The sequence below is a fragment of the Shimazuella alba genome, assembly GCF_009831235.1.
Classification (GTDB): Bacteria; Bacillota; Bacilli; order Thermoactinomycetales; family Thermoactinomycetaceae; genus Shimazuella; species Shimazuella alba.
In genome coordinates this window covers 1-19,520 of sequence record NZ_WUUL01000007.1, presented here as the reverse complement: position 1 = coordinate 19,520, position 19,520 = coordinate 1, and the positions used below count along the sequence as shown (strand labels likewise).

The 19,520-nt window shown below is 38.0% G+C and carries 20 protein-coding genes and 3 pseudogenes; 9 read left to right on the top strand and 14 right to left on the bottom strand.

The features are described 5' to 3' along the window. Positions 1-6: 6 nt before the first annotated feature. A pseudogene (locus tag GSM42_RS11350) lies at positions 7-192 on the bottom strand (IS6 family transposase); the annotation flags it as partial. Between the two features lie 194 nt (positions 193-386). Here GSM42_RS11350 and GSM42_RS11345 point away from each other — a divergent pair. Further along, positions 387-1,094, top strand: a complete 708-nt coding sequence (locus GSM42_RS11345) for a hypothetical protein (protein ID WP_160801658.1) — start codon at positions 387-389, stop codon at positions 1,092-1,094. A 136-nt stretch (positions 1,095-1,230) separates the two neighbouring features. On the opposite strand, the pseudogene GSM42_RS11340 reads toward GSM42_RS11345, so the two are convergent. Beyond that, a pseudogene (locus tag GSM42_RS11340) lies at positions 1,231-1,601 on the bottom strand (recombinase family protein); the annotation flags it as partial. Between the two features lie 693 nt (positions 1,602-2,294). Further along, the gene (locus GSM42_RS21020; protein ID WP_275402150.1) at positions 2,295-2,423 is read right to left on the bottom strand and encodes a hypothetical protein; all 129 of its coding nucleotides are present in this window, start codon (positions 2,421-2,423) and stop codon (positions 2,295-2,297) included. Between the two features lie 1,376 nt (positions 2,424-3,799). Here GSM42_RS21020 and GSM42_RS11335 point away from each other — a divergent pair. Both GSM42_RS11335 and GSM42_RS11330 read left to right on the top strand, forming a co-directional pair. After that, entirely contained in the window at positions 3,800-4,522 is a 723-nt protein-coding gene (locus GSM42_RS11335; protein WP_160801657.1) for a Ger(x)C family spore germination protein, read from the top strand. A 46-nt stretch (positions 4,523-4,568) separates the two neighbouring features. Beyond that, positions 4,569-5,054, top strand: a pseudogene (locus GSM42_RS11330) (Ger(x)C family spore germination C-terminal domain-containing protein). A gap of 122 nt (positions 5,055-5,176) precedes the next feature. On the opposite strand, the gene GSM42_RS11320 reads toward GSM42_RS11330, so the two are convergent. Then, positions 5,177-5,608: a hypothetical protein gene (locus GSM42_RS11320; RefSeq protein WP_160801655.1), complete on the bottom strand. Its 432-nt coding sequence runs from the start codon at positions 5,606-5,608 to the stop codon at positions 5,177-5,179. Positions 5,609-5,763: 155 nt separating this feature from the next. Continuing rightward, positions 5,764-6,576: a 23S ribosomal RNA methyltransferase Erm gene (gene erm / locus GSM42_RS11315; RefSeq protein WP_237446574.1), complete on the bottom strand. Its 813-nt coding sequence runs from the start codon at positions 6,574-6,576 to the stop codon at positions 5,764-5,766. Between the two features lie 530 nt (positions 6,577-7,106). Here erm and GSM42_RS11310 point away from each other — a divergent pair. Further along, on the top strand, positions 7,107-8,636 hold the full coding sequence (locus GSM42_RS11310) for a class I adenylate-forming enzyme family protein (RefSeq protein WP_160801653.1): 1,530 nt from the start codon (positions 7,107-7,109) through the stop codon (positions 8,634-8,636). Between the two features lie 158 nt (positions 8,637-8,794). On the opposite strand, the gene GSM42_RS11305 is transcribed toward GSM42_RS11310, so the two are convergent. Beyond that, positions 8,795-10,135, bottom strand: coding sequence for a helix-turn-helix domain-containing protein (locus GSM42_RS11305; protein WP_160801652.1), 1,341 nt, complete (start codon positions 10,133-10,135; stop codon positions 8,795-8,797). 450 nt (positions 10,136-10,585) lie between these two features. Here GSM42_RS11305 and qoxA point away from each other — a divergent pair, with 450 nt between their 5' ends. Genes qoxA through qoxD form a run of 4 tightly spaced genes read left to right on the top strand, consistent with a single transcriptional unit; the run spans position 10,586 to position 14,434 of the window. Then, positions 10,586-11,530 carry a cytochrome aa3 quinol oxidase subunit II gene (gene qoxA / locus GSM42_RS11300; protein WP_160801651.1) on the top strand — a complete coding sequence of 315 codons (945 nt, stop codon included), beginning with the start codon at positions 10,586-10,588 and terminating at the stop codon, positions 11,528-11,530. Positions 11,531-11,574: 44 nt separating this feature from the next. Beyond that, on the top strand, positions 11,575-13,524 hold the full coding sequence (gene qoxB, locus GSM42_RS11295) for a cytochrome aa3 quinol oxidase subunit I (protein WP_420820992.1): 1,950 nt from the start codon (positions 11,575-11,577) through the stop codon (positions 13,522-13,524). A gap of 1 nt (position 13,525) precedes the next feature. Beyond that, the gene (gene qoxC / locus GSM42_RS11290; RefSeq protein ID WP_160801649.1) at positions 13,526-14,134 is read left to right on the top strand and encodes a cytochrome aa3 quinol oxidase subunit III; all 609 of its coding nucleotides are present in this window, start codon (positions 13,526-13,528) and stop codon (positions 14,132-14,134) included. Then, positions 14,135-14,434, top strand: a complete 300-nt coding sequence (gene qoxD, locus GSM42_RS11285) for a cytochrome aa3 quinol oxidase subunit IV (RefSeq protein WP_160801648.1) — start codon at positions 14,135-14,137, stop codon at positions 14,432-14,434. A gap of 400 nt (positions 14,435-14,834) precedes the next feature. Here the strand turns inward: qoxD and GSM42_RS11280 are convergent, their stop codons facing one another. The 4 genes from GSM42_RS11280 to GSM42_RS11270 form a co-directional block, all read right to left on the bottom strand. Continuing rightward, positions 14,835-15,803 (bottom strand): aKG-HExxH-type peptide beta-hydroxylase, encoded by a 969-nt coding sequence (locus GSM42_RS11280; RefSeq protein ID WP_160801647.1) that lies wholly within the window; start codon positions 15,801-15,803, stop codon positions 14,835-14,837. 19 nt (positions 15,804-15,822) lie between these two features. Next, positions 15,823-15,951: a hypothetical protein gene (locus tag GSM42_RS21015; RefSeq protein WP_275402149.1), complete on the bottom strand. Its 129-nt coding sequence runs from the start codon at positions 15,949-15,951 to the stop codon at positions 15,823-15,825. Between the two features lie 92 nt (positions 15,952-16,043). After that, entirely contained in the window at positions 16,044-16,286 is a 243-nt protein-coding gene (locus GSM42_RS11275) for a hypothetical protein (protein WP_160801646.1), read from the bottom strand. Between the two features lie 343 nt (positions 16,287-16,629). After that, the gene (locus tag GSM42_RS11270) at positions 16,630-17,298 is read right to left on the bottom strand and encodes a hypothetical protein (RefSeq protein WP_160801645.1); all 669 of its coding nucleotides are present in this window, start codon (positions 17,296-17,298) and stop codon (positions 16,630-16,632) included. Between the two features lie 318 nt (positions 17,299-17,616). Between GSM42_RS11270 and GSM42_RS11265 the strand changes: the two genes are divergently transcribed. Continuing rightward, a complete protein-coding gene (locus GSM42_RS11265) occupies positions 17,617-17,790 on the top strand; it encodes a hypothetical protein (protein WP_160801644.1) in 174 nt (57 codons plus the stop codon). Positions 17,791-18,071: 281 nt separating this feature from the next. Here the strand turns inward: GSM42_RS11265 and GSM42_RS11260 are convergent, their stop codons facing one another. From GSM42_RS11260 to GSM42_RS11245, 4 genes are all read right to left on the bottom strand, one after another. Further along, the gene (locus GSM42_RS11260) at positions 18,072-18,425 is read right to left on the bottom strand and encodes a phage portal protein (RefSeq protein ID WP_160801643.1); all 354 of its coding nucleotides are present in this window, start codon (positions 18,423-18,425) and stop codon (positions 18,072-18,074) included. Continuing rightward, on the bottom strand, positions 18,391-18,561 hold the full coding sequence (locus GSM42_RS11255) for a hypothetical protein (RefSeq protein WP_160801642.1): 171 nt from the start codon (positions 18,559-18,561) through the stop codon (positions 18,391-18,393). Before GSM42_RS11255 ends, GSM42_RS11260 begins: the two co-directional genes overlap by 35 nt. A 312-nt stretch (positions 18,562-18,873) precedes the next feature. Then, positions 18,874-19,152, bottom strand: a complete 279-nt coding sequence (locus GSM42_RS11250; RefSeq protein WP_160801641.1) for a terminase small subunit — start codon at positions 19,150-19,152, stop codon at positions 18,874-18,876. Next, positions 19,122-19,316, bottom strand: coding sequence for a terminase small subunit (locus GSM42_RS11245; RefSeq protein WP_160801640.1), 195 nt, complete (start codon positions 19,314-19,316; stop codon positions 19,122-19,124). The genes GSM42_RS11250 and GSM42_RS11245 overlap by 31 nt, the downstream gene beginning before the upstream one ends. Between the last annotated feature and the right edge of the window lie 204 nt (positions 19,317-19,520).

Below are 19,520 nucleotides of genomic sequence, written 5' to 3'. Positions count from 1 at the left end.
ATTTCATAGATGACGCCGTAGCTGTTGATCCAACTGAGGCCCATACTCATGAACCCATCTCAGGATCGTCGTGTGGACATGCATAATCCCCGTTCTCCCATCATTTCTACCAGATTTCGAAAGCTCAGACTATAACTCAAGTATCATCTCACTGTAATAATGTTTCCATTTGAAGTAATTCTTGGTTTGCATCCCATAACAGTCCTTTTCAAAACAGAATGTACCCAGTATGCCTCACCTTTTCATTTATTCCAGAACAGGTTCTGGAATAAATGATTGTGCAACATATCATAATTTGAAATAATTATATTTAAGTTGAAGGACAGCTAACAGGCGCACAAGATTGGATCACAGATTTTATAAAAGAGCCATAAGGAGATTGTTCTATGCCTACCATAAAAGATATTCAGCTTTACGTCTCCGAGGATAGGGATCAGAATTGGATATTCAATAGCCAAACTAGATGCATAACATTTTTGTACACCCGTCTTCTACCAAAACTAAAGACTAAGGATGATAAGGGAATTCAAATCTACTGTTTAGAAAATCTAAAAAAAGTAAAGCTGATAGATACATATGAGCACATCATTTTTAATTATTTTTCTGTCTTCGTTGAAGTAGATATTGAAGCATTCTTAGCAGTAACTTCTGAAAGCGAAAAAAAAGAACAAGCTTTAGAAATCGTTCATGAGGGAATGAAACTCGCTGCAAATGAGTTCAATTGGGACGTTTCTCTTCTTAATGAAATTTATGAGAAAATCAAACAACTAAATTATAAGAATGTCTATCCTTTAATGAAGAAGGTCAGTCCGAACAAGAAGTATGTGTGCAGCATTTTGTGTCATCATGAAATTTCCTCGATTGATGTATACATGGAAATCAAGAGAAGAAACGGTAAAGTCATCAATCAGGAAAAAATATTTTCAGTCGAAAATACGGACGAACAATTCTTATTTAGTGATTATAGGAGCCTGGAATGGAGGCTCAACCATAAAGTCGAGTTTGCCGATAACAGACGACGGAATGTTTACTACTTAACTTTCTTGGAAAAAGGAGAGCAAGGTAAATTGTTGTGGAAAATTCAAAAAAATTAATATATCTGAGGGGGTGGCACCTCATTTCTCGAATCGGTGTCACACCTAGGGTAGCGACAGGGTTGCTGCTCTAATCCATCAGATAGATTCCATTATATGGTTACGTTACCCCTCAGTCGTCGGATGCTGGTTCTGTCTAATTTGCGTCTTTGAGTTTCCGGTGTAGGGTTAACCGAGATATTCCAACTTTATTCGCTACCTGTCGCAGGGTCATATTCCCCTGATCCGGAAGATAGCGAGCGTATTCAATCTTATCTTTGTCGGTTGCTGGTCTCCCTGGTACACGACCATTCTTTTTGCTACTGCTAATCCCTCTTTTGTTCTTTCTGAAATCAGATCTCTTTCCAGTTGAGTCAAACCAGCAAACAAAGTAAAAGTGGAATTTACCATGTGGGGAAGTTGTATCTAACCATGATTCTTTTAAGCTCTTGCAATTAATTCCGTAATTTTTATTAGGTCTTTTGTTGAGTGTGATAAACGAGTCAAATCTGTAATAATAACGGTATCCCCGGCTTTATTTTTCGTGTTCATGGAACTCGCTTTTTATCGTGTAACATTTTCGCTCCTTTTTGTTACTCGGGAATAAGAACTACTGGTCGGAATATTTTTTGAATAATTCCCTATAGACCTTGATGTCGTTTTCGTATATCTCCCTGAAGGGATGGGAACTTTTATTTTATTATGATAAAATGAGTCGGAACCACCACTTCACCTTCAAGAGAGAAAATCATGGACTACACTTCCACCATCAGCAGGCTTAGGGAATACGTCGAAAACAACCGGAACATGTTCTGGTTCGTGGAGATCACAAGTGACCAGATCACTCTCGTCACCAAGGATTCTAACGAGCGGTTCCTGAGCTTCACTTACTATAAGGATGGAGTATTCGCAAGTTCGGTCGGCATCCCCAAGTCGAACTTTATTCGACACTCAAAGAAAGTGCCACAACGAGCGAAGAGGAAGTGGAACAAGCAGGTTCGGAATGGCATTCATCCCTTCCAAGTTCGATGAACTCTTGCGACCATCTCGTCTCCAACAACTTCTAGTTTTACGGAGACACCGGACAGTTTGTTGGGATTCTCGCTCTTGCGATGAGACTTCACGACTGCCCGGAACCGTATACAATTTTAAATCTCCCTATAGATGAAAAGCCGTCAATCCATTTTCAAGAATTGATGGCATTTTTATCATAATCAAACCTCACAAGCTCATGATAATCATCTCGGCAGATCGCTTGATAATGCTTAATCTACGATTGATGTAGAATACAGCCCCACGATGACCATCTTTTGTTTGAATAGTGCCGCCTTCCCTGAGAATTGGAATCATTCTATCAACTTTTTATTTCCCTCTAAGATGAATGAAAATAAGAATTTGACCGTTTAGAGTTCGAATAACGCAATATAAGAAAAATGAGCACTCCAAATGATAAGAATTAACTGTTATAGTTCTAATTGCTCTGCAATAAACGCAACCACTACTGGTGGAATTTCTTGTTGCCTAATCGGGAATCTAGCTTATTGTTGAAAATATTTCAGTAAAACAATAAACCTATTCGACTTTTCCCCGTTTTATATCCAATGAGTTTTTTTCAACTGGAACTAATCCAAAATGTTCTAATAACTCATCAGGACTCCAATTCCGCTTCCTCAGTTTCCTCCAATCCGAATAACTATTTTTGATTCTAATGGATTTCTCATAAAAGAAGATCTTTCGAATTAGGAGATCGTGATGGCTACTTTGCGGTCTATAGTAGGAACCTTGTCACTAGGCCCTAATCTAGACAGGGAGATCTACTTTTATATAAAAAAGAACATCTTGCCGTAATACTCAGCAAAAGGCTCCCTACGTTACCAATTAAATTAACAGATTAAATATAATTTCTATAAACAAAAACAAAGCACAGACATCATACAATAAAAAACTCATAGAACGTAACTTCTACGCACTTTTTTATTTGTTAATTAACTCTTGATAGACCTATTAGCGTCCGCTATTGACATTGCATGAACAGGTATTTGAAACCACCATTCTCCATCTTTTTTTTTTTTGGACAGGCTGAAATCCCGCTTTTTTTAAGTACGTGCTACTATCCAGCTATGTGTAAGTTTTCCATATGCGGTAAAACGTGAAAAATTCTTTATAGAAGGCAAACGTGTATTATGTACGGTTTGTGGGGAAGATATTTTTCATTTCGAAATTGAACAAGAAAACCAGAATACCGCATTCGCTGCCTATCGAGCTAAATATGGATTACTAAAACTCGTTTCCATAATCACATATTCGTGTTCTTTATCACAGGTTTCACAGAAAACTTATGAAAGAGAAAGTAATCATGTATCTACAAATGGCCATCTTTACAGATGAAATAAAAGCCATCCGAAATAAGTATCAGTTATCTGAGCATGAATTTTCTCTACTTCTTGGATTTGGGCCCAAACAATAGCCAGATTTGAGGGAGGATCATTGCAAACACCAAAGCAAAATCAGAAAGTCAGTGAAATAAAAAAACGTCCTCAGATGTTGAAATTACTTTAAGAACATGGCGATAAGCTCCCAGAAGAGACAAAGGCGCGGTTTCGATTTACTTTTTTTATCCTTATGGGTTGTCATGGTATTTACTTCAATGTGCTCCTATCTATATCTAGGAGTTACTGGACTGGGGCATATCTTTCATAAAGGAGAACATACAAGATCGCTATTTTATGTTTGCTGTTATCCTATTCTTTATTTCAATTAGTCCCAAAAATCCATCCATTATCGTATTTTATGATGCTCTTATTACGGTAAGTTTTGCAACTATGATTGTAGTGCTGCCCATTATCCTGTTATCAGTTGCTTTTTTCATGAAAAAAGGGAGAAAACAATATGAAAAGAATTTGTTGTATCATCATCAGTTTTTGTACTCTCCTTATTTTTTCAGGCTGTTGGGATCAAGATTTATTAAAAAATGCCAGATTACTTTCTTTAGTTGCGGGAAGTTATTAGGTTCTTTTGTCATTCATGATCAACCTAGGGGAGAACAATCAGAGGGTAGCGATGATGTGTTATATAGTATTGGCAGCACCCTCAGAGAAGCGAGAGATAAAGTGGATAGTAAATTGGCTAATTTTATGCGTGCCTATAAAAATCGTGTATTATTCATTGGAGAAGAAAGGGCTAAGCAAGATATAATAGATGTTTTTTATCGTGATCCTAAGAGTGCTTTAAATGCAAAAATTTCCATAGCAAAAGGAAAAGTCAGTCAATTATTATTCAAGAAAAAAATAGGTAATGTACAGATTTCAGAAGAAATAGCAAATCTAATAACCAGTTCAAAACAGAGTACTTTTGTGACGAAAGCAGATATCCAGTCGATCTGCCCAGTGATGTTAGATCTAGGGGAAGATTTTTTATTACCTTATATATCCAAAAAGGATATCGTATAGAAGCTTCAAAAGTGGCAATGTTTCATGATCATCGTTTTACTGGAGTATATTAAATCCTCGTGATTCCATGATGTATTCCCTTTTAAAGGGTGAAGAAAAGAAAATTGCTAGAATTACTCTAAATATGGATTCCTCAAAAAAGGAAAGTGGCTATAAATATTTAACATTTGACATTACAAAATCAAAACCAAAAATGCAAATAATGGTGGAATCTAACAAGCAAGTTCGAGTCAAATATCATGTCGATTGGCGCGTGGATATAGCAGAGTATCCCAGCGACAATTTGAAGAACGATAACGTGTTAGAAAAACTGGATAGGAGAATGTCGCTTGAAATGACTCATCTAGCTGATCAAACCATAAAAAAGATGCAAATGGCATAGTGTGATGGGTTCGGAATAGGTAGGAAATTAATTGCTTACTATCCACAGATGTGGGATATGTTCAAGAAAAATTGGGGAAGTCATTATCAAAAAATTAAATTTGAACCTAGTGTTCATGTGAAAATTATCAATACAGGAATTATTAATTAGTTATGAATCAATAAATACCACATAAGAAAAACGAATCTCTATTAAATGAAATGTGGCTTAAACGACGGCAGGACGATTTACTCTTATGGAGAAAATCGTCCTGCTTAACCAAACCTCACGGTTTAGTTTGAAAGTTCCATGGCTCGACGTTCGAAGTACTGGGCAGAGCCCAAGAGATGAGCACGATCCACAGATGTATCACTCTCCTGAAAGACCGCTTCAGCCAACTGCTTCTCTTCATCAGTAGATTGCACACGCGAAGAGCGGTTGTCCAGTTCGCATTTGAGGATGACATCCGCGTCGAAGTGATTGCGAAGAGCCCTGAGGCGGAGACGAGCAACCTGGACATTGCCATCCTTGACGGATTCAAGCAGCTTCTGGCAACGAGCGATGAAATCTGCTTCACCTTGGAGTGAAGGGGTCTGTTCTGACGTTAGACCGTCAAACATCATCTGAGAAAATCGCAACGACCGCTGAAAGCTATAAGAGTCCTTCGGATGATCATTGTAATAGTCGTTGACCCACCAGAACGGACGACCAGATTGGAGTGCCATACTTCCTCACAAACGTGGTTGTTTATCTTCTAATTTTGATTATAGCAAAGAAGATATTGAATAAATAGGATAGTGATATGTTGTCTACAAAGAATAAAAACTACATAAGAAAAAGAGGTGTCGGAGAAACACCTCTTTTCTTATGGATCAAGGCCTTATTTTGGCCAGCGATAAGATGGCACATATCGGGTCATAGTTTGAAAGATAGTAGCCCATTGTTGTTCATTGATAGAACAAATAGTACTATTTCTATCTATTTTCAAAGTTCTCAGTAGACGAGTGATTTGAGGGGAAGTAAATACCCCCAATAGTGCTTCGCTAACTGGTAGATTTGGATATTTTAATGCATAGGAGGCTAGACTCCAAAATCGATGATGTTCTGCTGCTGGTATCATTGGCTTGATCCTTCTGTTTATTGAGAAAACGACGGAATCTACTCTTGGTGGTGGTGAGAAATTCTCTGGACCTATCGTCTGACCGATTTTAAATTCAAAGCACATTCTCCACTTCAAGATATTTGGGTTTGTATGAATCTTTTTGGTAAATCTTTTTGCAGGCCCTTTTTCGATGATAAGCACAGCTCGATCTAGACAATTTGATGGTATGTGAAGCAATTTATGAAGAATAGACGTCGTAATCGAATAGGGAATATTTGCTACCACAACATATGGATGGCGCGGTAGAGAAAATTGCAGAAAATCTTGATGAACCACGCTAATATTTGTTTTTTCTTTTGTTTTGGTGCTTAGTTTTTCAAATAGTTGTGGATCATTTTCCACTGCAATCACACGATTAGCTTTTTCCGCTAATGGCAGTGAAAATGCTCCAAGACCAGCCCCGATATCAATCGTTGTTTCGTTCGGCTGGATGTTTGCTATGGAAATGATTTGGTGAATCAATCGTTTATTGTGTAAAAAATGCTGTCCAGCATTTGATTTTGAACGGATTTGTTTTCTATTTTTGGGCATAAAAAAACCTCTTTCCATTCGTTTTGAATGAAAAAGGTACAGTTAATAAACTCAGTTATTTACCATTAAAAAACTGAGCTAATATCTGCACCTCTTACTTACGCAAACGAATGGAAAAATATACGCCCATACACATCGTGTTTCCAACCCTCCATTCAGAAAATAAATACGATAGGATTATAACATAAAGAGAGGGAAGTTGTTCATTATGATTGCCAAAATAATAGCTGGAATTGCTCTTTTTTCTAGGTATCTAACGGAAATAATATGGGTAATATTATCAAATATTTGTAATTATTATATTGAATTTTGGAATGTCACAAATTCTTGTTCATGATAAAAAGCTAGAAATAAAGCCTAGTCATATTATTTTTTTATGTTTTTTATAATAGCAAAAGATTTTTTTAAAAAAATAAATCCAATGCGAATTTCCCATGATATAGTAATAATTAATATTAGTCTGCCATTAAGACTAATCAAACATTTATACATAGCCATAATGATAAATTCATAGTCTAAGGAGGAAAGTAATGAATATCAATTTAGGCAGTTTATTACAATATCGTGCTTCTACTTATCCACATGAAGAAGTGGCAGTGGATGATAAGTACCGTTTTACGCAATCCCAACTAAATCAATATGTAAATCAAATAACTCATTGGCTTCAAAAGAAGAATATTCGATCAGGTGATCGTATAGCTGTGCTCAGCCAAAATAGTGTTCCTGCATTTGCTATCTATATAGCAGCAGCGAAAATAGGCGCGATTGTCCTTCCTTTAAACTGTGGTTTAGCTGTGGAAGAGTTGCGTTATCGATTAAACGATGGAACAGCAAAAATCTTGTTTTATGCAGAGGCTTTTACAGAAGTAACAAATTACCTTCAAGATATAGAAACCTTAGAGCATTTTGTATCCATTCCACAAACCGATTTCTTTTCGATATTTTCGGAGGAATCGGTTGAAGATCCAGCAATGGCAGAGGGAGGGGACAATCCGTTTTTGATTATCTACACATCTGGAACAACAGGAAAATCAAAGGGAGTTGTCATTACTCATCACAACCTGTATACCGCCATTGTATCTGATTCGCATCACCTAGATTGGCGGACTGGGGACCGCACGCTAATCGTTACTCCCATGTTCCATATCAGTGGCACACTCATTAGTTTTGTCAATCTTTTAAAAGGGGGAACAAATATCTTTTTACCTGTGTTTCATCCGAGATACACTTGGCAGCTTATTCAAGATGAACGGATTACACAATTTATGGCGATTCCTTCTATATTACGTTTAATTGTCCAAGATCCTAGTTGGATGCAAATGAATATTGACTCCTTGCGCTATATCATTTGTGGTGCAGACGCAGTTCCAAGGCAGCTCATTGAGCAATACACATCCTATGGTATTGAGATCTGTCAAGTTTATGGATGTACAGAAACGACAGGGGCACTCAGTTTTTGGACTCCTAGAATGGGTATCGAAAAAAGCCATACAGTTGGAAAACCGGTATTACACATGGAGTGGAAAGTAGTAGATATCGAAACAGGTGAAGAGCTTCCTGTTGGACAAGTTGGAGAGGTTGTCATACGAGGACCGCTGGTGTTCAAGGAATATTGGAATCAGCCAGAGGCCACACAAAAAACATTACGAGATGGATGGCTTCATACCGAAGATTTAGGAAAAATGGATCAAGATGGATATCTGCTTATCGTGGATCGTTATAAGGATCTCATTATTAGTGATGGCGAGCATATTTATCCGACAGAACTGGAGTCTATTTTTTATCAGATGGAAGGAGTCAAAGAGGTAGCAGTCATTGGTGTTCCAGATGATGTTTATGGACAGGTTCCAGCTGTATTTATTGCAAAATATCCACAATCGGTCATAAATAAAGCAGATATCATGCAAAAATATAAGGAAGAACTCGTTTCTTATAAGTGTGAAAAACATCTATACATGGTGGATCAACTGCCTCGTAATTCCCTTGGTAAAATAGTGAAGGATGAGTTACGAAAACAATTTGCCAACATGCAGCATGCAGATAGTGGAAGTATGGAATAGATTTTGGAATGATATATGGAGAATAATGAAAGCGCTTGATATATAAAAAGCAACCCACAACCTGTATCCCAAAGCAGGTAGTGGGTTGTTCCTCTATTCAATGCCCGGTTTCTTCATCTTCACCCATATAGTTAACTGATTGTATTAGTGATGATTTTCTAAAATATGACATAGAATTCTTCCTCCATAATCCAACCAATTTTTCGTTGTAGCCGATAAAATTCTTCTGTCCATTGAGAAAATGCTTTTCTGTTGCCGATTTTATCATAACATGCTGCTAATTCATATACAGCGTTGCATGTCCGTTTGGGATATTCATTTTCCTTACAAAGAGTAACAGCTTCTTTAAACAAAGGAATTGCTTCATCATATTGCTTCTGTGTTTTGTTGCAAATTCCAGCTACCATGAGAATTTTGGATAGACGGTAGTCATCTTTGATCTCTCTTCCAAAAGAAAGAGCTTTTTTCATACATTCTTGAGCGTTTACCCAATCATTTTGGGCAGTATATAAACTTGTTAAATAAGTGTAAGTGTCTGCATGTCTCCGAGAAAATTTCTTATCTGGGGATATATCAAAAACTAAAGAAAAATACTCCAGAGCTTGTTCATACATTTTTCGTTTTAAGTAAATGCTGCCCAATATATTAAGAAAATCAAGTAGAAACCCTTTTTGTGAAATGTTTCGGTGTGCAATATCGATGCTCTCCTTACAATAGTACAATGCTTCATTTAACTCTTGATTTTCAAGGAGAAGGATACAGTAAGATTTATACAGGATTAGCTTTACTCGTACACTCTGAATCTGGTTAATTAAAGGCCATACTTCTTTGATTAGTTTTACTGCTTCTTTTCTACGATCTGATTTTCTCAAATATAAAACTTTATTTACTAATAGGGCGTATTTGATTTCGTCCTGTTTTTTTGTTTTGTACTGTTTTAATCCTTCCTCAACATAATAGAGCGCCTTTGCTAGATCGTTTTGTGCATACCAACATGTACTTAGGCGGTTAAAACATTTGGCAAGCAAATCATGTTTGGCAACAAAGGCTTGTTTTTTACAAAGAACAAGTGTCTCTTCCCATATTTTTTGTGATTTTTTCCACTCTCGAAGTTCAAAATAACAAAGCCCTTGTAAATAACGAAAATAGGGATAAAGAGCGTGATGTTCCTTTGGCGCGTATTGAGCAAGGAGCTTTTTCGCTTGCTCTAACTCCTCATCATTAATTAAATCCTCTACACATTCCAATTTCCTTCGTAATGTTTCTATCTCTAGTAATTCTTTCTGTTTTATCTCCTCAAGTTCTTCCTCATTAATATTCAAACTTTGAAATAGATACAGCACTTTACTTTTAGAAGGATTTCCTTCCATATTTTCGATGTTGGAAATGGTGCCAACGGAGATATTTTCATTTTTTAAGTTCTCCAAAGAAAGTCCACGGTCCAATCTGATTTTTCTAGCGAGATATGCTAGCAGGGGGAGGTCATTTGCAAAGTTCATTTATTTCCCTCTTTCTATCGATAAGGTTTGTATATCTATTATGATAGGATGTTTTCTTTTTATCAAATATTGGATTTTCAGTAATAATTATGAATGGTATTGAAAAATGTCTCTCTTGTCCTAGTTTTTAGGGTGATTATTGATTTAAACCAAATAAATTTTCAGTTTTTCCACAAGAGATGACTGAAAAAAGTATGTAAACGTTACGGACATACATTCATCCTTCCCTCGTTTAACGTGAAAAAGTGAATAATCGAGGTGATGTAAGGGATTACAGCGATGTGATCTTTTTTTATTGGTAATAATTTAAGTGCATTTATTCACAAACTTGTCACTGTCTGTCCGACTTTAAAAAGGAAATGGTTCTATAATTCATTAGTGAAGGTTGTATGTCTAACTTAGTAAAAATTATGGTCAAAAGTATTTGGTAGAGGGAGTAGGTGACCAAAAATGCGATTAAAAACAGGATATGTAGCGATTTTTTTCACTATGGCCTTATTGCTATCTGGATGTTCGTCGTTGAAAACAGGCGTATTAAATCCACAAGGACCGGTAGCAAAAGAACAATATGATTTAATTATGTGGTCTATTATCTTAATGTCGATCGTGTTTGTTGCAGTTATTGTACTTTTTGTGTATATGCTTGTGAAATACCGAGCAAAGTCGACTGATGAAGAATATGTAGAACCGGAAGAAAAAGAAAACAAATGGTTAGAGGTTATATGGACAACTATTCCTGTTGTCATCATCATTGCACTCGCCATTCCTACTGTAAAATCAACGTTTAAGCTTGAAAAATCACCTAGTCCTAATCAAAAACCAATCACAATACAAGTAACATCAGCTGACTGGAAATGGATATTTAAATATCCAGAGCAAGGTATTGAAACAGTCAACTATGTGAAAATACCTGCAAATGTTCCAGTTCGCTTTGAGCTAAATGCAGTGGGTCCAATGAACTCATTTTGGGTTCCAGAGCTAGGAGGACAAGAGTATACCATGCCTGGTATGACGATGTATTTGTGGCTGGAAGCAGATAATCCTGGAACATATATCGGTAGAAGTGCGAACTTCTCAGGAAAAGATTTTACTCATATGCAGTTTAATGTTCATTCCGTAACTCAGTCTGATTTTGATGCTTGGGTGGCAAATGTGAAGAAAACAGCACCAAAACAGACGGAAGCGATGTTTAAAGAGTTGTTAAAACCTGGTCTAGTTAAAGAACAAACTTACTCCTCATACCCAGATGTGGATGTGAACAAATTGGATGAGAACGGAAAACCGATCTTAGAACCAACGACCCCGCATCATCATGGAACAACAGAAGAAACAAAAGAAGAAAAGAAACCAGAAAATAAATCAACAGATTCCCATTCTCATAACCATCATCACTAGCAGAAGGAGGGTAAACCATGAAAGACTTTTTATTTAACTTTAAGATGCCTGAACATTTTTTAGTAACGGGAGATCCGCTCATTTACGGTGCACAAGTTTCGATTGTGCTGGCTTCCTTAGCAATATTGTTTGTACTGACCTACTATAAAAAATGGGGTTGGCTTTGGCGTGAATGGTTGACCACTGTTGACCATAAAAAGATTGGTATTTTGTATCTCTTGGCATCCTTGCTCATGTTATTTCGTGGTGGAGTAGACGCACTTTTGATGCGTATGCAATTATCGGCACCTAATCTGAACTTTTTGGATGCGGATCATTATAATCAGATCTTTACGACTCATGGAGTCATCATGATATTGTTTATGGCGATGCCATTTTTAATCGGGTTGATGAACGTAGCAATCCCTCTGCAAATTGGGGCACGAGATGTAGCTTTTCCAGCACTCAATGCAGTGAGTTTTTGGATGTTTGCAGCAGGTTGTATGTTGTTTAATATTTCATTTGTCATTGGTGGATCTCCTGATGCTGGTTGGACAAGTTATACACCGCTTGCCGGGAATCAATTAGATCCAGGGCCAGGACAAAACTATTATTTATTAGGTTTACAGATCGCTGGTATTGGTACTTTGGTATCAGGGATTAACTTTTTAGTAACCATTTTGAAAATGCGAGCGCCAGGAATGACGCTATGGCGGATGCCACTGTTCTCTTGGTCGACGCTGATCACTTCTGTTATTATCATTTTCGCTTTCCCTGTGTTGACAATCGCATTGGCACTGCTCACTTTGGATCGCTTATTCGGTTTCCACTTCTTTACCTTAGCTGGCGGTGGAAGTCCAATGATGTGGGCAAACTTGTTCTGGATTTGGGGTCACCCAGAGGTATACATCGTAATCTTGCCTGCATTTGGGTTGTTCTCTGAAATCTTTAGTACCTTTGCTAGAAAGAAATTGTTCGGTTACGGCGCGATGGTATATTCCATGTTAGCTATTTCTGGTTTAAGTTTTTTGGTCTGGGTTCACCACTTCTTTACGATGGGATCAGGACCATGGATTAACTCCATCTTCTCAATCAGTACGATGCTGATTGCCATACCGACAGGTGTGAAAGTCTTTAACTGGCTGTTTACGCTGCACAAAGGTCGGATTGAATTTAAGACGCCGATGCTTTGGGCCTTAGGTTTTATCCCGGTATTTCTTGTAGGTGGGATAACAGGGGTTATGCTGGCTGCTGCACCTGCTGATTATCAGTATCACAATAGTTATTTCTTGATTGCACACTTTCACTATGTCTTAATAGGTGGAACCGTTTATGGCTGTATTGCAGGTCTTGTATACTACTGGCCAAAAATCACTGGATTCTTGTTAAATGAACGACTTGGCAAATGGGCTTTCTGGTGGTTTACTGCCGGATTTAATATGTGTTTCATCCCGTTGTATATCGTAGGACTCAAAGGAATGACCCGAAGAATGTACACCTATCCTGCAGGATTAGGATGGGAGACATGGAACCTTATTGCTACCATCGGTGCATTTGGTATGGGAATTGGTTTCATCATCTTAGTCTGGAATATGATCTATAGTTTCCGTCGTGGGGAGAAAGATACGACAGGAGATCCTTGGAATGGTCGTACATTGGAATGGATGACATCATCTCCAGCCGCAGAATATAACTTTGCTGTTATTCCAAAAGTAAAAGGCTTAGATGCTTTCCACCTAATGAAAAAAGAAAGAGCTGAAGGTAGAAAAGAAGAAACGCCGGAAATAAAACCTATTCATATGCCAAAGAGCGAAGGATTTCCTGTTGTGATGTCGGCGTTTATGTTTATATCTGGATTCGGATTTGTGTTTGAGTGGATGCAAATCGGAGCTTTTGGATTACTTGGTTGTGTAATCACCATGATTTGGCGTTCGTTTAACGACTATGACCGCGATTATTATATTCCAGTAGAAGAAGTGAAGAAGACCGAACTAGCAGCAGGAAGGAGGGTGTAAGATGGAGACGACAACTACCACAAAAGGTTATCAGCCAATGGAATATAAATCAGAAGAAGGCAGATTGAAGATTTTTGGTTTCTGGATATTTCTCGGTGCGGAGATTGTGTTGTTCTCCACTCTCTTCGCTACTTATTTTGTATTGGTGAATCAGACAGCAGGAGGCCCCTCTGGAAAAGACCTATTTGAGATCCATATTTTTGCAACAGAGACTTTCTTGCTTTTAACGAGTAGTTTCACATGTGGTCTAGCTATTCTATACATGCGAAGAAACTCGATGAAAGGTTATCTGATTTGGACGATTATCACCTTACTATTAGGTCTTGGCTTTCTTATCATGGAGATAGAAGAGTTTGCCATGCTAGTAGAGATGAATGCAGGTCCTACTCGCAGCGCTTTTCTCTCTGCATTCTTCACCCTAGTTGGAACACACGGTTTGCACGTTACACTCGGGATTTTCTGGGTGATTGGGGTTATGATTCAAGTGATCAAACGTGGATTTACCCCTGTTACATCAAGAAAAATCTTTATGACAGGTCTTTACTGGCACTTCCTTGATGTAGTCTGGATTTTCCTCTTCAGCACGATTTACTTGTTGGGGGTGGTATAAATGGAACAACATCATCACAGCGCAAAACCGCATATTATCGGTTACATCTATTCCCTAGTATTGACCGTGCTCGCCTTTGTCGTCATGTTGTATACATCGCTGCCAATGTCTTGGAAGATTACCATTTTACTAGTACTTGCCGTGATGCAGCTGTTGGTACAGTTGATCTATTTCATGCACATCACGGAAAGTGAAGATGGAGTTTATCAAGTAATCAATGTAGCATACGGGATATTTGTAGCAGTAACGGTTGTCGCAGGTTCCATTTGGATTATGATTTACAATACGATGTTAGTGTAAATTTAAAAACCAGGTACTGTCTGTAAAAAGACGTGCCTGATTTTTTATTTTACGATGAAGTGGATTGAACAGCAAAAAATTCCTCTAATGGGCACAACCAGTGTCACTTACCCTATATGGAGTGTTTTTTATATTAGGGATCAGAGACTTTTTGGACGTTGGATGTCCAAAATCCATCACTGCTTCAGAGTTTGTGATGAAATTTTTTTGACAGTTCCTGTTTTAAACACAGCGTTCATTACATGATTGGTGCCCTTGGCAGCACTTCCTAATGGGAGAAAATCCTCTGAATAAGTCTAAAATTTTCTCCTGTAACATAATCGGAGAGTTCCTTCATTTTAATAGTGAAACCTAAATCTTCTCACTTATAATGTAAAATGTGGTGGTTTCATGCATTACTTTATTTATCAAATGGATATACATCTCTGACAAGTTCCTGTAGTTGGTCTGATCCAATATCATCTAGTATTGCTGCCAATGAATCACCTACACCTATCAAATCTTTCTTTTCTCTCTCCGCTCGGATAAGGTGTTCTTCTCTGTTCTCGGCAACAGCGAGACGTTTATAAAACTGATAAACGTGTGAAAATGCCCATACTCCATGTAATACACCATAAGCAGGTCGGTTGGTCTGCCGCCAAGGGGACCAATAGGTAGTAGAAGGAATTTTTAAGTCCAGTGCCTCGATATAATAATTAAGTAACGAATGAGCTGATTCATGAACGATTGATTCTGCATAGGAGAGTGGATTGTCAGACCAATCGGTATAAGTAATTCCTTGGAATTGGGTAGTGTATGCGGTGAGATCATCATCATTTATTTGATATTCTAAGTGAACGATGACACTTCCTGCTTCTTCTACTAAAGGTAGAAACTGTGTATCTTTGATCGATTGCCAGCTGCGCTCGAGATACATTGGCGTTACGCCTTGAAATCCTTGATCTAGAGCTTTTTTTGTGAGCAAAATAATATCTTTTGTAGACTCCTTATTAAAAGGCGGACGTGTTTTACAATATTGTTTATCAAGCAATAACCATGATGAATCTTCGTAGTGGAAGATTCCATTTCTTTGTAAACGGACATGTTCCCAAAATTGCAATGCTTGTTGAATTGCAGCAATGTCTTTTATTTTTGCACTATGGAGACAGAGGGTAAATACATACTTTAGCAAAGGAAATTCCCATGTTTTTGGAAATCTCTCATTGGATCGTTTGAAATGTGGATCTAATTGCTCCAATGTTTCATACATTGCGTTTATTTTTACATCCTTCCATGGGTTTACTATCTCATTATACAAAGAATGCATCTTTTCTCCTCCATTTCGATCATAACCTGTCATTTTTATTAAAAAAGGGAACCATGATAACATAGTCCCCTCCCTGTTTCTCTTATTCAGATTCTGGTCTGGTTCTGCCAACGTTTTCAATGATTAAATCAATGAAGTTTGTGTTGGCTGGGTTTAGTTCTTTTTCTTCGACAGCTTGCTGAAAAGCGTCTAAGTTTAATTCTTTTTCCATTTCAAAACAACTCCTTTACATTTTGAATAGAAAAGACAACCTGCATTATTCAAAATATAAAATAAAACCTATAAGAAATCAATGTTACCTTCTTACTTGTAAAGATAATATTGGAAATGATTTTTGGTAGGTAGAGTGGGATAAATTAATACTCCAATCAAGATACCTTTTAACCGGTTAAATGGAGCAACCCCATAAAAGATCACTATATCTTTGGCGTCTCCTGTAACTGTACAGTTAATCAAATAGCTGTAGATAGAGAAGATCACAAAATAATTGGCTATAGTCAGTAAAATCGTCATCAAAATCGTAGCGATTGCAGTTCCGATCACCATACCTTTGATGCCCTCAATCTTCTTACTGATCCATACCGGAGTGACAACAAACAGACTTCCTGCGGTATTTGTCCAGGCGGCACAGCACCAGTCTCATTTCCAGACAGAAAAAATGCAATGTATTTTTAAGAAACTCAATCAGTACAGAATGTTGGTGAGATTCCTCTAAGATCTTTAATGAGTACCAATACCCAAACCTGTCAAACACAAACAGCCCGCTATCCAAAACGCGGGCTTTGTTTGTGTCTCATGAACCAGCATTTCTTGACAGAAATATCTGGATTTTTTATAATGATGTGGACAGTGATCGAAAGCGTGTGAGCGCTTCGATCCTCTGTCAGGTTTATTTAGAAGCAAATATGCTTCTGATAAATGCTAAACCACGACGGACCGGGGTCCAATCCAATACCGTGTGGTTTAGGGAAAAGGCAGCTACTTGCAGCAATGCGGTAGCTGTTTTTCTATGGAGTGCGAACTCTGGCAATACAACCGACAATACGGGCACCATGACAGGTGCTGCTGAGTCGATGATACTGCTTAGACCCAGCTGTATTCCCGTTGCAATTGCATCGAGTTTATTCTCCGCAACAATCTTGATTACCTCTTTTGCTAGATCGAACAGTACATCGTGATAAAAAATCGCCCAAGTACTCGCAGATAAGCCAGCTACGCTTAATGAGATTTTGACAACATGTCGTTTGAGAAACATCACCACAGAGCGAATAAAATCCACTCGTTTGTGAAGCCGCTCATCTCGTTTCACTTCGCGCGCCTCGGTTTGACCTACGATTTCCTGGATGTCCTGTTTGATCTGCTGCCGTTGTTGCTGAAATCGCTGATCCATCGTCGCTTGATCCACTCCATACTGGATAATGACTTGGACGGTGACCTGCTGCTGATCGACAGTTTTCGGTAATACACGAGCAACGATTTGTTGTACTTGCTCCGCATCGATGCTGCCCATAAGAGGTAATACAGACTGCTCCACGCATGAAAGTTTTTTATTATCCATTATAAATCTCTCCTCAGATGATGTTTTTGTCCATAAAACAGAGCGACAGTCATCACCTGACAGTAAAAATGGATCTCTCACGCGCCCACACGTATTCGATTGGACGTATCCACTATCCACACCATTTTGCATTGTTCACAAGATTCCGAACATAAAGCAGTAAAGCGTAAAACAAGTAAAGCGTAAAACAGTAAAACATAAAGCAGTAAAACATAAAGCAATCATAAAGCAGTAAAACATAAAGCACGTAAAACAGTAAAACGTAAAACAATCAAGCTTGTACTACTAATGCCATCACTCATCCAACAAGGGTGCTTAATGATGACTGATCACGCGGCTGAACCAGAGGCAGCCAACACACGATCGAAGCAATTGCTACAAGCGTATCCGCAAGGCGCCTGTTTGCTAGTAGCCTGGTTTGATGGGAATCGAAAAGATTCAGCCTGTTTGGGAGAAGTGCTCAACCAAAAATCAAACCAAAACAGGAACTAAATGTATTTAATCATAGAAATATACTGATTTCAATAGTATTCAAAATATATACAAAGTAGAAATCGCTAACATTCAGCGGTTTTAGGTCGTATCCTCTTCTCCACAAGACACAGGCGATAGTGTATTTTCATGGACAGGTACGTAAAGAAGTGAAAGATCTGATTGAAGTGTATTTTAATAATCAGATTGGGGTTATTTGGAAACAAAGGAATCTCAAAAAAAGAAGAAAAAAATCACAAAAGCAGCAAAAGCATCACCCAAAGTCAGGAGAAAGCCAACAATTAGATATTCTTTCTATCATCGAAGTGCGTAATCAAGAGCAGGAAATTAGGTTTGCTCCTCTTTTTTTCTACTGTGATGGAGTCATCAAACTCAATGTTTATTTCAAAATCAGGAGGAACAGCGAACAAATTATATAGCTGTGCCACTTCACCAATAGTGGTTACAAGATTCTTTATGCCTTCTTCCACAATGATCTCATGACTGGTAACGGTTCGGAACGTCTTGGAATTCTCACTCACTACCTCTATAGCTGTTTTGAGACCTTGCGAATCAAAGGTAAAACTTCCAGCACTAAAGCCCAATTGCATCGCTAATATTTCAAGCAGTGCATTGATACCCTGCAATGTGTTCATCAATTCGAAGTTCCACACTGTTATCGATGATCTTTTGGTTGTCCATCGTATCAAAATTGAATGCTTGATATACTTTGTCCGTTGGATCAAAGCATCGTTTCACACATCCATCTGATGGATCAACAACTGTTTTCACTGCTGTTGCCGGAACGATGATCCTCTTGTTCCTAACCTAATTCGTTCACCAGCGAATCAAACGCAATATCTAAGGATCGTAGGGTGTCCATTGCATTGGCAAATATGGAGATGCCCAAAGGACTGTTCATATCAAAGTTATTGGCTATATTCGGTTTGAAATATACAAATAATGGACGAGTTAACCCACTTATCCTCGTTTCTTCTTCCAACTCAGGATAAAGGATAGAGAGCAACTTTTTGCCCTAGCTCATAAGAAGTTTCGGATATACAGTTCATTTGTGATTACATACTCTAAACCATCCCATCGATGCTATTCCAGATGTGTATAATATTTGTTTCTTCGTCTGCTCAGGCCATAGTGATCAAATTTATCCGTTTCTACGAGAAAGAACTGACCGTCATTCATGATGCTTTGTGCACGTTCAATCCCTACCTCATTAAATCGTTTCATCAGGCTATCTATTGCCTTGATTCGCTGGTTGATATCTGCTTCTTTGGTTTCCTTCTCGCCAGATGGAGTTACTACGGTTTCCGTAGCTTCACCACGAGCAATACTCGTTAGCAACTCCAATGCTTCGTCTGCATCCATGATGCGTTTCTCTTCTCTTGGATATTTCCGAGTAATTTTCTCGCATTTGCTTCTGCAACAGACTTATTTGTTGCTTTATATCCTGCATCAATATAGCTTTGTGTAGCATTACCTGATTTGATAAATAAATCAGCAAATTCCTTTTGTTTTGGTGTCAACTTCACATCACTTCACCCACCTCCCACTAATGAGATATAGGAAATATTAACTTACACAAGAAATTGCGGAGTTTACCCAGAAAAATATTCTTTATTTTGAAAAAATGATATAATAAAAATGTTGGTAAACTTAGAAGAGGGAGTGTTTCTCATGGAAAGAAAAATAGCTACCCAAACCCCAAACGAATGGAATACAACCGAAGATAATCT

Excerpts from the sequence above, each read along its gene's own strand:
- qoxC (WP_160801649.1), top strand. The coding sequence starts at position 13,526 with ATGGAGACGACAACTACCACAAAAGGTTATCAGCCAATGGAATATAAA.
- GSM42_RS11345 (WP_160801658.1), top strand. The coding sequence starts at position 387 with ATGCCTACCATAAAAGATATTCAGCTTTACGTCTCCGAGGATAGGGAT.
- qoxA (WP_160801651.1), top strand. The coding sequence starts at position 10,586 with ATGCGATTAAAAACAGGATATGTAGCGATTTTTTTCACTATGGCCTTA.
- GSM42_RS21015 (WP_275402149.1), bottom strand. The coding sequence starts at position 15,951 with ATGGAAAAAGAATTAAACTTAGACGCTTTTCAGCAAGCTGTCGAAGAA.
- GSM42_RS11250 (WP_160801641.1), bottom strand. The coding sequence starts at position 19,152 with ATGGATGCAGACGAAGCATTGGAGTTGCTAACGAGTATTGCTCGTGGT.
- GSM42_RS11310 (WP_160801653.1), top strand. The coding sequence starts at position 7,107 with ATGAATATCAATTTAGGCAGTTTATTACAATATCGTGCTTCTACTTAT.
- GSM42_RS11320 (WP_160801655.1), bottom strand. The coding sequence starts at position 5,608 with ATGGCACTCCAATCTGGTCGTCCGTTCTGGTGGGTCAACGACTATTAC.
- GSM42_RS11270 (WP_160801645.1), bottom strand. The coding sequence starts at position 17,298 with ATGGATAATAAAAAACTTTCATGCGTGGAGCAGTCTGTATTACCTCTT.
- GSM42_RS11265 (WP_160801644.1), top strand. The coding sequence starts at position 17,617 with ATGATGACTGATCACGCGGCTGAACCAGAGGCAGCCAACACACGATCG.
- GSM42_RS11260 (WP_160801643.1), bottom strand. The coding sequence starts at position 18,425 with ATGAACACATTGCAGGGTATCAATGCACTGCTTGAAATATTAGCGATG.
- GSM42_RS11335 (WP_160801657.1), top strand. The coding sequence starts at position 3,800 with ATGTTTGCTGTTATCCTATTCTTTATTTCAATTAGTCCCAAAAATCCA.
- GSM42_RS11275 (WP_160801646.1), bottom strand. The coding sequence starts at position 16,286 with ATGGTGATCGGAACTGCAATCGCTACGATTTTGATGACGATTTTACTG.
- qoxB (WP_420820992.1), top strand. The coding sequence starts at position 11,575 with ATGCCTGAACATTTTTTAGTAACGGGAGATCCGCTCATTTACGGTGCA.
- erm (WP_237446574.1), bottom strand. The coding sequence starts at position 6,576 with ATGCCCAAAAATAGAAAACAAATCCGTTCAAAATCAAATGCTGGACAG.
- GSM42_RS21020 (WP_275402150.1), bottom strand. The coding sequence starts at position 2,423 with ATGATTCCAATTCTCAGGGAAGGCGGCACTATTCAAACAAAAGATGGT.
- GSM42_RS11305 (WP_160801652.1), bottom strand. The coding sequence starts at position 10,135 with ATGAACTTTGCAAATGACCTCCCCCTGCTAGCATATCTCGCTAGAAAA.
- GSM42_RS11280 (WP_160801647.1), bottom strand. The coding sequence starts at position 15,803 with ATGTTATCATGGTTCCCTTTTTTAATAAAAATGACAGGTTATGATCGA.
- qoxD (WP_160801648.1), top strand. The coding sequence starts at position 14,135 with ATGGAACAACATCATCACAGCGCAAAACCGCATATTATCGGTTACATC.